The sequence below is a fragment of the Deinococcus sp. YIM 134068 genome, from assembly GCF_036543075.1.
GTDB classification, from domain to species: Bacteria; Deinococcota; Deinococci; order Deinococcales; family Deinococcaceae; genus Deinococcus; species Deinococcus lichenicola.
In genome coordinates this window covers 54,126-65,044 of record NZ_JAZHPF010000020.1, presented here as the reverse complement: position 1 = coordinate 65,044, position 10,919 = coordinate 54,126, and the positions used below count along the sequence as shown (strand labels likewise).

Here is a 10,919-nt window from a genome sequence, read left to right as displayed (position 1 = left end):
GGAGTACGTCGCAGCTAAAACCATCGGGAGCCGCAAGGCAGGTGTCTAGGCTGTGGCGCATGACTGGGGTGAAGTCGTAACAAGGTAACTGTACCGGAAGGTGCGGTTGGATCACCTCCTTTCTACATCGCTCCGCATCTCTCTTCGCCACCAACAGTCACTGCTGTTCCTGATACCCCCTGCGAAAGCGGGGGGTGTGCGTTTTGGGAGGCGGGCCGAATACTCGAACGTGGGTGTTCGGCCCGCCTCCTTTTCAGTTCGGCGTCTCGTTCCAGGCATGATCGAGAAATTGCCGCACGTCCAGCGTGCAGGGGTCCTCCTCCAGGCCGCGCACCTCCTGTTCCAGCAGGCGGATGGCACGGCGGAACGCCTGACGGTCGAGGTCGGGCAGGCCGCGTTCGTTGTTCCAGCGGCGCAGTTCGCAGGTCAGGGTCGCCAGCTCGTACGGGTCGCCGCTCACCAGAATCTCGGTGACGCGGCGGTGGCGGGCGGCCCACTGGCGGGGGAGGTTGAGTTCGGTGCTCGTCCGGAGGCGGCGCAGCAGGGTCGGCATGTCCTGAAGGGTGAGGGCGGCGCGCAGGCCGGTGCCCAGGGGCGCGTTCACGGGCACATAGGCGCGGCTAGACGTGTTCGGGAACTCCACCTGATAGTAGGCGTGCGTCTCTCCGGTCACCGGACGCTGACATGTTCCGCTGACGACGCCGATGCCGTAGGGCGGAAGGACGACACGATCACCGATCCGAAACGCAGGGCTTTTCACCGGGGCACCTCTTTCGCTGTTCACTGTGAACTCTGGGGAGCGGAACGGTCGTCCTGAGTCGGTCGTCACCCTCGGGACGGCGTGGGGCCGAGCCTTCCCCGCCCGTCACCCGGCACCGGAACGTCGGCGGCCCAGCGGGAGGGCTGGGCCGGACTCGGATTCAGGACTGTGCAGGGATCGGCTGCGAGAGTTGCGCGGTCCGCAAGCAGAGGAAGGACGCCTGGGGCCGCATGATTCTCACCTTATCAGCCCTTCGTGAGAGATAGATCACAATGGGGAGACGGTCAAGTGCCCCCACGTGGGACCACAAGGTCCAGTAGGGCGTCCAGGCTCAGGGCCAGGAGGGCGGCAAGCAGTGCTCCCGCAAGGACGAGGCCCGTGTTCTGCTGCGACAGACCGTCGATGATGGGCTGGCCCAGCCCCCCCGCCCCGAGCGCCGCGCCGACCGTCGCCGTGCCAACGTTGTAGACCGTCGCCGTGCGGACGCCCGCGAGGAGGACGGGCCAGGCGAGCGGGAGTTCGACGTGCCACAGCCTCTGCCGCCCCGTCATCCCCATGCCGCGCGCCGCGTCCAGCACGCCCGCGTCCACGGCGAGGAGGCCCGCGACGGCGTTGCCGACGACGGGCACGAGGCCGTAGGCGACCAGCCCCAGCAGCGTCGGCGGCCAGCCGAAGCCCAGGGTGGGCACGGCGAGCGCGAGGATGGCGAGGGTGGGCACGGTCTGCCCCAGGCCGACGAGCGCCTCCGCGAGGTGCCGCAAAGCCTCCCGCCCCGGCCTCGTGACGGCGACGGCGAGGGGCAGCCCCAGCCCCAGCACGGCCCCCGTCGCCAGCCCCACCAGGGCGAGGTGCGTCAGGGTGAGCCTCCACAATGGCGGCTCGAAGGTGAGCGGGCCGCCCGGCGAGAGGGAGGCCAGCAGCCGGGGCAGCACGCCGGGGAGCAGGCACAGGGCGAGCAGCGTGGGCCAGACGACCACGCCCCAGGGGAGACACCGAAGTGGGCGGGCGGAGAGCGCCACCGTCACGCCCGCCCCCCGTCCACCCGCAGGTCGGCCCAGCGCAGGACGCCGCGCGTCACCCCATCCTCGGTGACGGCGAGGGCGTCCACCCCCTCGCGCAGCATGACCCCGAGGGCGCTGCGGGCGTCCAGGGCGGCGTCCACCTGCGGCAGACCGTCCGCGTCGCCGGGCCGCGCGAACTCGGCGGCGGGGCGGCCCGCGAGGAGGCGCAGGGGCGCGTCCTCCCCCAGGAAGGAGCGCACGAACGGGCTGGCGGGCTGACCCAGCAACTCGCCCGGCGTGCCGAACTGGACGAGCGTACCCCCCCGCATCAGGGCGAGGCGGTCACCCAGTCTCAGCGCCTCGTCGATGTCGTGGGTGACGAGCACGACCGTCTTTCGGAGCCGCCGCTGGATGTCGCGGAAGGCGTCCTGTAACCGCTCGCGGGCGAGGGGGTCGAGCGCGCCGAAGGGTTCGTCCATCAGCAGCACGGGCGGGTCGGCGGCGAGGGCGCGGGCCACGCCGACCCGCTGGGCCTGCCCGCCCGAGAGGGCACCGGGCCGCTGGTCGCGGAACACGTCCGGGTCCAGCCCCACGAGGTCGAGCAGCTCGTCCACCCGGCGCGCCGTTGCCCGGCGGTCGCGGCCCAGCAGCTCCGGCACGGTCGCCACGTTCTGCGCGACGCTGAGGTGGGGAAAGAGGCCGATCTGCTGGATGACGTAGCCGATGCCCCGGCGCAGCTCCTCCGGGCGCAGGGTCCGCGTGTCGCGCCCGCCGAGGAGGACCCGCCCGCCGCCCGGCTCGGTGAGGCGGTTGATCATCCGCAGGGTGGTCGTCTTGCCGCAGCCCGAGGGGCCGAGCAGGGCCGTGACCTCGCCCTCGGGGAAGGTGAGGCTGAGGTCGCGGACCGCGTAAGCCTCGCCGTACCGCTTCTCCAGGTGCTGAAGCTCGATCACGCCGCCTCCCTCCCGGCAACCCGTCCGAGCCTGTGCCCCAGCAGGACCTCCAGCCCGCGCAGGGCCGCGTCCAGCCCCAGGGCGAGGAGTGCGGCGGGCACGGCCCCGAGCAGGATGAGGTCGGCGGCGGCGCTCTGAAGTCCCTTGAAGATGTACACGCCCAGCCCCCCCGCCCCGATCAGGGCGGCGACGGCGGCCACCCCGACGAGCAGAACCGCCGCCTGCCGCAGCCCTCCCAGCCACACGGGGAGCGCCAGCGGCAGCCGCACCCGCCAGAACAGTTGCCCCGGCGACATGCCCATGCCCCGCGCGGCGTCTACCACGCTGGGGGGCACGCCGCGCAGCGCGACCACCCCGTTTCGCAGCACGGGGAGCAGCGCGTAGAGGGTCAGGGCGACGAGCGCGGGCGCTGTCCCGATGCCGCTCACGCCCAGGTCGCGCAGGGCGGGAAACGCGGTGGCGAGGGCCGAGAGCGGCGCGATGAGCAGCCCCAGCAGCGCGAGGCTGGGGACCGTCTGCACCGCGTTTGCCAAGCCCAGCACGAGCGATGCCACCCGCTCCCGCCCGCTCGCCCACACGGCCAGCGGCGCGCCGATCCCCACGGCGAGACTCAGCGCCCACCCGACGAGCCACAGGTGCCGCGCGAGTTCCTGCCCCCAGCGCGGCCCCTCGCTCCGCGCCTCGGCCAGCACCGACCACGAGGAGAGGTGCCCGCCCACCGAGAGGGCAAGGACGATGGGGAGGCAGAGCCACGGGAGGAGAGGGGAGACCCGTCCTGGAGCCACCAGCCGCGCCCCGTACACCGCCACGCCCGACCCGAGCAGGAACAGCCACAGTCCCGCCGCCGCGCTCGCCCGCGCGAACTCCGCCTGACCCACAAGGGCCGCCCCCGTCCGGTCGCCGAGGAGCCACACGCCCAGCACGGGGGCGAGGGAGGCGGGCAGCCAGGTCAGGCCGGGCCGGAGCCGGGCGGTGAGGAGGGGGAGGAAGGCAAGACCCAGCGCCACCGCGCCCAGCACGGGGGGCAGCCCCAGGTACTCGCCGGGCGCGAGGCGGTTGGGCCGCAGGAGCACCCACGGCAAGAGGGCACCCGCCGCCATCGGGAGCGCGGCGAGGGCCAGGACCGCGAGGACATCGCCCGTCGTTCGCTTGTGTGGGCGGACGACGGGCAAGGGGGCAGAGACCGCCCCGGCCTCCGCCCCCCCTCGCCCCGGTGCGCTCACGGGGCGGGGTGGTCCCACTCGGGGAAGAAGCCGGGAAGGTTCACGCCCGGCCTGCTGGCGGCGGCGAGGACGCTCACTTGATCAGGCCCTTGCCCCGCAGGTACGTGCGGGCGACCTCCTGCGGGGGGCGGCCCTCCAGCGCCACCTGCGCGTTGAGACCCTGAAGCGTGGCCTGCGTCAGCGTGGCGAAGGTCTTGTTGAGCAGGGCCTCGATCCGGGGAGTGGCCTTCAGTGTGGCCGTGCGGATGATCGGCGCGGGCTGGTAGACGGCCTGCGCGCCCCTGGGGTCCGTCAGCGCCACCATCTTCAGGGCCGAGAGGCTGCCGTCGGTGCCGTAGGCCATCGCCGCGTTGACGCCGCTCGTGCCGCTCGCCGCCGCCTGCTGCGTCTGCGGGGGAGTTGCGCCCGCGAGGACGAGCTTCTGGTCGGCCCGCAGCTTGAAGCCGTAGGACGCCTCGAAGGCGGGCAGCGTGTCGGGCCGGTTGAAGAACTCCGGGCTGCCCGCGATCTTGAACTTGCCGCCGCCCTTGAGATAGCGCGCGAGGTCCGCCACGCTGCCGAGCTTCTGCGAGGTCGCCAGCGTCTGCGGCACGGCGATGACCCAGGTGTTGTTCACGTTCGCGGGCCGCAGCCAGGAGACGCCGTTTGCCGTGTCCAGCCGCCGCGCCAGCGCGTAGATTGTGCCCGGCTCGCCCGCCTGCCGCGCGCCGATCTTCGCCTCCGGGAAGAGGTAGACCGCGTTGCCGGTGTATTCCGGGTACACGTCGATCTCGCCCGCCAGAATCGCCTTGCGGTTCACGCCCGTATCGCCGAGGTTGGTGCGGTCGGTCACGCTCAGGCCCGCGTTCCGCAGCGTCAGCACGATCATCTGCCCGAGAATCTGCGCCTCGGGATCGAGTTTGCTGCCCACCACGATGGGCCGCTGGGCGGACTGGGACGACGCGCCGCCGATCAGGACCGCCGCCGTCAGCATCAGGACTCTTCTCATGGATGCACCTCCGCTCCGGCCCACCGTAGAGGTCCGGGGGGGGTGGGCAGGTGAGGTAGCACACAAAGCGCGGCAGTGAGGGCATGAAAAAGCGTCGGCGCTCGTTTCGGAAGTCGAGCGGCACCTCTCACCTCGGCGGTGCCTGTGGTGTTTGTTCGTCCTTGTGCGGAGGACTGGCAGAGTTTCAAAGGAGAGGGAAGTCGGGTTGAGGTTGACCGATTGTTTGACCCGTTCGCGTTCTCACTTCCAACAGGCGCTCAGAGGTTGGCTGCCGAGGCGGCCCGCACCCCGATCACCCGCACGCGGCCCGTCAGGGCGTCGAAGGTCCACACCCGACCCCGCAGCGGCTCGCCCACGCCGCCGAGGACCTTGAGGGCCTCCAGCGCCATCATGCCGCCCACGATATTGGGCAGCGGCCCGAGGACGCCCGCCTCGTCGCAGGATTCGGCACCGCCAGGATCGGGGAACACGTCGCGCAGGCCGAGGCCGGGGCCGAAGACGCTCAGCATCCCGCTCGTGCCGCTCGCCGCGCCCCAGACCCACTCGCGCCCCGCCCGCGTGCAGGCGTCGGCCAGCGTGTAACGGGCCTCGAAATTGTCGGTGGCGTCCACCACGAGGCTCACGCCGGAGACGAGCGCGTCCGCGTTCTCTGCCGTCAGGAAGGGGGCGACTTGCACCCGCACGAAGGGATTGACCGCCTGCGCGCGGGCCGCCGCCGCCTGCGCCTTCGGCCTGCCCACGTCCGCCGCCGTGTAGAGCGTCTGGCGGTGCAGGTTGCTCGGGTCCACCGTGTCCCCGTCCGCGATGACGAGCCGCCCGACGCCCGCCCCGGCGAGCTGAGCGATCACCGGCCCGCCCAACCCGCCCGCCCCCACCACGAGGACCGAGGCCGCCCGCACCCGCTCCTGCGCGCCCGCATCCAGCCACTCGGGCACGAAGAGTTGCCGGGAGTAGCGCCGCAGCTCCGGGCGGGAGAGGAGGGCTGGGTCGGTCATGGGGGGAGTGTAGGACAGGGATGCAGGGGAAGCTGCGCTTGCCACCCCTCTCCCCGACCCTCTCCCACGGGGGGAGAGGGAGAACAAGACACAGCCTCCCCCGCTGTTGCCGCGCCCTAGAATGCGCGCTGACATGCTCCCCCTGGCCGTGGTCGCCCTCGTCTCCTTCCTGCTCGGCTCGCTCGTGGCGGGGGTGCTGTACTCGCGCTTCCTGGGGTCGGACATCCGGGACCGCGACCTGCCCGGCGCGAGCGGCACCTTTCGTCAGCACGGCCTCGCGGCGGCGCTGGGCGTCACGGCCTTCGATATGGCGAAGGCTGCCGCCGCCGTCCTCCTCGCCCGCGCGCTGACGCCGGACTTCACGTGGGTGGCGACGCTGTTCGTGGTGCTGGGCCACTGCTACCCCGTCTTCTTCCGCTTCCGGGGCGGTGGGGGCATCGCGCCGCTGATGGGGGCGCTTCTCGTGACGGGGCCGCTCACGCTGGCGGGGATGCTCGCCTTCGGGCTGGCGGTGATGCCGCTCTATAAGCGGACGCTGCAACCCCGGCTGGGTCTGAACGCCGTGCCCTTCGCCACCGCCCTCGCGGTCCCGGTAGGGCTGCTCCTCGCCGCACGCTTCGGGGGCCTGCCCGATCTGCTGGCGGGTGGCGCGGCGATGGCGGTGCGGGCCGTCCACCTCCTCGCCTTCCCGGAGCGGCGTCCGGCGTGATCCCACCGTGCCCCGGACGGGTGTTCGCCGCCTCTCTCCTCCTCGGCCTGACACTGGGTAATGCGGGTGCGGACGCCGTGCTGGAAAGCCGCACCCTTCGCTTCGAGGACGGTCCCCGGCTGCGCTGGTCGCGCACGTACACCGCCGCACTCGGGGAGCTGACCGGCCCGGTGACGCAGGGCGGGCGCATCTACCTCGGAGTCGGCCCGGTGGTGGAGGCGCTGGGGGAGGACGGGCGGCTTCAGGCCCGCTACGACCTGCCGGGGGAGGTCGTCTCGCTCGACGCGGGGGGCGGCACCCTGCGGGTGAGCACGCGCGGCGACGGCTACGTGGAACGCTTCACCCTCCTTGACCCCTCGGACGGGGGCGGCGTGCAGGAGCGGGTCGTCTTCCCGCCCGACCCGGAGGTGACGGGCTGGCTGGCCCGCGCGGCGGCCCTCGTGCCCCAGGCGGACCTCGCGCGGGTGGCGGCGGAGGACCCCCTCAACCCCTTTCTGGCACTGCGGGAGGCGCGTCTCGCGGCCCGGCGCGGGGACACCGACGCCAGCCTGAGCGCGGTGCGCCGCAGCCTGGGGGGCGACCTGCCCTTCCCCGCGTGGGTGGGCCTCGCCGCCGGGCTGGACGCCGCCGGATTCCCCGCCGCCGCCAACCTCGCCCTTGACCGCGCCCGCCGCGACGCCGCCGCACGTGGTATTGATCCGGAGGTGAGCGTGAGCCGCGCGGCCCTGTTCGCCTACGGCAATCCCAGCGGGTACGTGGGCACGCTGCTCGCGCAGGAACGGCTGGGGCGGGCGGAGGCGTGGTTGCGCTACCTGCGCGAGCTGCACCCCCGCTTCGAGGGCGGCCCGGCGCTGTATGCCCGCTACGCCGCCCTGCTGGACGCGCAGGGCCGGGGCGGCGAGGCGGAGGACTGGCGGCAGTTCGCGCGCACGCTCCGGGCCGGGACGCTCTACAACCTCGGGGAGGACGGCCCCCGCCTCGTCCGGGAGGCCGCGCGGCTGGCGACCTTCGCCCTGCTCGTGGCGCTCGCGGCGGCGTGGTTGACCCTCTCCCTGCGCGTCCGGTCCGCGCAACGGGAGGACACCCGTCCGCTGGGAGGTCGCCGGACGGCTTGGCTGCGCCATCCCCTCTCGCGGCTGCGCCGGACGACCGTCACCTACGCGGGGGTCGGGGAGCGGCTGGTGTTCGTGGCGCTCGTCGCCGGGCTGGTCGTCAGCCTCGCGGGGTGGCAGTGGGCCAACACCACCGCCGCCCGATTGCGCGCCCCCGCCCTGAGCATCGGCACCTACGGGGGGGGCTGGTCCGGTGCCCGGCTGGACGACCTGGGCCTGCGGTCCGTGCCCGACACGGCGCTGCTGACGGGCCTCGCCGCGCAACTTGACGGGGACGACGGGGTGGCCCGCGCCCGCTACGCCCGCGCCCCCGGTGACGCCTGCGCCCTGAACAACCTCGGCGTGATCGCGCAGACGCGTGGCGACCTTCCGCAGGCCCGCGAGAACTACCGCGCCGCCTTCGCCGCCCGCCCCGACCTCGCCGCCGCCGCGTACAACCTCGGGCTGCCGCCGAGCACGCCGGGCACCGTCTTCCAGCGCACGTACCGCCCCGGTGAACCCCGGCTGTGCTACCCCGGCGACCGCAGCCTCGCCCGCGCGGTGAACGGCGACCTCAGCGTGACCCTCGCCCGCGACCTGCGGCGTCCCCTCGCGGCTCTCACGCCGGGGGAGGGGCAGAGCGCGGCGCTCGGTTGGGCGGTCCTCCTCACGCTCGCGGGCGGGCTGGGCCTGACCCTGCTCCTCCTCGTGCCCCGGCCCCCCGGTGTCGCCCGCCTGGGTCGTCCCGCCGCGTACCGGGTCGCCGCGCTGCTGCTGCCCGGCACGGGCTTTCTGGAGGGCGCGTGGGGCGGCGTGCTCCTCCTCGCGTGGGCGGCCACGCTGACGGCCCTCGCCCCCCTGCTGGGTGTGACCCGCGCTCCGGCCCTGCTCGACCCCACCCGGCCCGGTGTCCGCACAGCGCTCCTGCTTCTGCTCGGCACGACCTACGCGCTCAACCTCGCCGCCTTCATCACGGCGGAGGTGCGGCACGCCCGGAAGAAGGGGCAGGACTGAGAAGAAGTTCATGCGCTGGCCTCATCGTCCCTTCACTATCTGGGGGTCAGTTCTGGGGCAGGGGGTGGAGGAGAGGATGACTTGCACTCCAGCACGTCGTTTTCAGCTCTCTCGCTCTCTACCCGTTTTCTCAGGCTGAACAGGAAACGGGCATCTTTTCCCAGACCTGAGTCAGCTTCGGGCCGCATACTTCCCCGGTGCCTGTGCGCGTCCTCCCCTCTTCTTCCCCTCGCACCGTGAGGCGAACCGCCCGCCGTCCGGCCCGCGTCCTCCTCGCCGCGCTCGCCCTCGCGCTGCCCTCCGTTCCCGCCGCCGCGCTGGGGGCGGTGCAGCTCACCGTCTCCGGCGACCAGACCGCCGCGACCGTGAACGGCGAGGCCGCGACCCTCCTCACGCCGCCCCGCCTGATCGGGGGCCGCATGATGCTCCCGCTCCGTGAGGCGGCGGCGCTGCTCGGGCAGACCATCGGGACGGGGGCCGGGCAGGTGCAACTCGGGCGGCTGACCGTCGATCCGGCCCGCAACGCCGCCTTCCTCGCGGGGGCACACCAGCCGGAGGGGAGCGTCGTCACCGTCGGGACCACCCTGTACGTGAGCGCCCGCCTGCTGGCCGACGCGCTGAGCGCCAACCTGAGCGTGGAGGCCGACGGACGCACGCTGACCGTCACGGCGCTGCGGGAGGGCGGCAATCCCCTCGCCCCCCAGGCGCGCTTTTCCACCGACAAGGGCGTGTACGCGCCCGGCGAGCGGGTGGTCTTCACCGACTACCCCTTCGACCCCGACGGGGCGGACATCGTGTCCCGCAAGTGGACCGGGCGACAGGACGTGTACTTCCAGCCGGGGACGTACACCGTCACCCTCCAGGTCACGAACAGCCGGGGCCTGACGAGCACGCCCCACGCCCGCACGATCCGCGTGGAGGGCACGCCGCTCGACTCGCCGCTCACCTACGCCCTGAAGTACGCCGAACCCGGCGACCGCTTCCCCGATCCCCTCGTGCTGAACTACCCCGCCGCGCCCGTGCGCCCGGTGGCCGGGCCGAGCTTCCCGCTGCTCTTCAGCGACAGCCCGGAGGCCCCCACCCAGAGCGGCCTGCTGTACCAGGACACCGTGGCCGGGCGGGCGCGGCTGCTCGCCTACCACCTCAACGCGCTCGGAAGGCCCGCGCGGCTGTATGTCCTCGCGCGCAACCTCGAACCCCGCGCCGTGGAGGTCCGCACCGAGCGGCTGGGCGAGACGGCCCCCACCCGCATCGAGGGCCTGCTCGGGCAGGTCACGTTGCTCGACTACTTCGCGGGCGCGGGCGCGGGCAGCCTGACCCTCGCGCCCGGCCAGAGCGCGCCCGTCTACGCCAGCCCCACCCTGAACGCGGGCAGCGGCGTCAACGTCTTGCAGGACCTCACCACGTCGGGCCGGGTGGAGATCACCTTCCTGATGCTGGAAGACGGCCTGCCCCCCACCGCGCAGGTCGCCCAGCAGCTCCCGTACCTCCAGCCCGACGGACGCCACCAGCGGGGCACCTTCCCCAATGCCGTGAAATCCCTGCGCGTGGACCTGACCACCCTGCCCGCCCGCATCGTGATCGGGGACGGCCAGCTCGACCCCGCGATCACGGGCACGGACGCGATCACCGGCCAGCCCCAGCGCCTGCTCGGCAACTACGGCGTGCTGTACGACCTGGAGATCAACGGCGCGACGGGAACCGCCGTCGCCCTCAGCCCGCGCGGCGGCCTCTACCGGGGCGCGATGAACGTGCAGGACGGCCCGCTGAACCAGACCATCAAGCTTCCGCGCAGCGGCAACGCCCTCGCGCCCGATCAGCCCGTCTTGCTGTGGCGCTCGCAGACCGACCGCCTGCACATCGACTTCATCCCCGCCAGCGGGAGCAACCTGCCCGTCAGCCTCGTGTTCTACCGCGCCCGGACGCCACAGACGGGCGTGGGCGGCGTCGTCAAGACGTATCAGCCGTAGGGAGGGGAAAAGGGGCGGGGCCGGGTGGCTGGGGGTGATCCAGGCCCGGCCCCTACGCTTTGATTGTGGGAGTTGGGCGGTGGGGATGGTCGCACGCCCCCTCACCCCGGCCCTCCGCAAGCGGCTCTTCGAGTCACCCACGAGGGGAGAGGGAGAAAAGAAGCTGAGGCTTGGGCTTTTTGCTCCTCCCCCTTGATGGGGGAGGCTGGGACTGG

The 10,919-nt window shown here is 73.0% G+C and carries 9 protein-coding genes and 1 rRNA gene; 4 read left to right on the top strand and 6 right to left on the bottom strand.

The window, feature by feature from the left end:
* Positions 1 to 122 (top strand): 16S ribosomal RNA (locus tag V3W47_RS15955); the annotation flags it as partial.
* Positions 123 to 253: 131 nt separating this feature from the next.
* Here V3W47_RS15955 and V3W47_RS15950 read toward each other — a convergent pair.
* The 6 genes from V3W47_RS15950 to V3W47_RS15925 form a co-directional block, all read right to left on the bottom strand.
* The gene (locus V3W47_RS15950; protein WP_331826216.1) at positions 254 to 760 is read right to left on the bottom strand and encodes a CarD family transcriptional regulator; all 507 of its coding nucleotides are present in this window, start codon (positions 758 to 760) and stop codon (positions 254 to 256) included.
* A gap of 284 nt (positions 761 to 1,044) precedes the next feature.
* Complete coding sequence (locus V3W47_RS15945; RefSeq protein WP_331826215.1) at positions 1,045 to 1,737, bottom strand: ABC transporter permease; 693 nt, start codon at positions 1,735 to 1,737, stop codon at positions 1,045 to 1,047.
* 44 nt (positions 1,738 to 1,781) lie between these two features.
* Positions 1,782 to 2,714, bottom strand: coding sequence for an ABC transporter ATP-binding protein (locus tag V3W47_RS15940; protein WP_331826214.1), 933 nt, complete (start codon positions 2,712 to 2,714; stop codon positions 1,782 to 1,784).
* Positions 2,711 to 3,886: an ABC transporter permease gene (locus tag V3W47_RS15935; protein ID WP_331826213.1), complete on the bottom strand. Its 1,176-nt coding sequence runs from the start codon at positions 3,884 to 3,886 to the stop codon at positions 2,711 to 2,713. The genes V3W47_RS15940 and V3W47_RS15935 overlap by 4 nt, the downstream gene beginning before the upstream one ends.
* A gap of 124 nt (positions 3,887 to 4,010) precedes the next feature.
* Positions 4,011 to 4,925 carry a glycine betaine ABC transporter substrate-binding protein gene (locus V3W47_RS15930; protein ID WP_331826212.1) on the bottom strand — a complete coding sequence of 305 codons (915 nt, stop codon included), beginning with the start codon at positions 4,923 to 4,925 and terminating at the stop codon, positions 4,011 to 4,013.
* Between the two features lie 257 nt (positions 4,926 to 5,182).
* Positions 5,183 to 5,920, bottom strand: a complete 738-nt coding sequence (locus V3W47_RS15925; protein WP_331826211.1) for a HesA/MoeB/ThiF family protein — start codon at positions 5,918 to 5,920, stop codon at positions 5,183 to 5,185.
* Positions 5,921 to 6,053: 133 nt separating this feature from the next.
* On the opposite strand from V3W47_RS15925, the gene V3W47_RS15920 reads away from it, so the two are divergent.
* The 3 genes from V3W47_RS15920 to V3W47_RS15910 all read left to right on the top strand — a co-directional run bounded on the left by V3W47_RS15920 (position 6,054) and on the right by V3W47_RS15910 (position 10,704).
* A complete protein-coding gene (locus V3W47_RS15920; protein WP_331826210.1) occupies positions 6,054 to 6,629 on the top strand; it encodes a glycerol-3-phosphate acyltransferase in 576 nt (191 codons plus the stop codon).
* On the top strand, positions 6,626 to 8,734 hold the full coding sequence (locus tag V3W47_RS15915; RefSeq protein ID WP_331826209.1) for a hypothetical protein: 2,109 nt from the start codon (positions 6,626 to 6,628) through the stop codon (positions 8,732 to 8,734). The genes V3W47_RS15920 and V3W47_RS15915 overlap by 4 nt, the downstream gene beginning before the upstream one ends.
* A gap of 236 nt (positions 8,735 to 8,970) precedes the next feature.
* A complete protein-coding gene (locus V3W47_RS15910; RefSeq protein ID WP_331826208.1) occupies positions 8,971 to 10,704 on the top strand; it encodes a copper amine oxidase N-terminal domain-containing protein in 1,734 nt (577 codons plus the stop codon).
* Positions 10,705 to 10,919 lie beyond the last annotated feature (215 nt).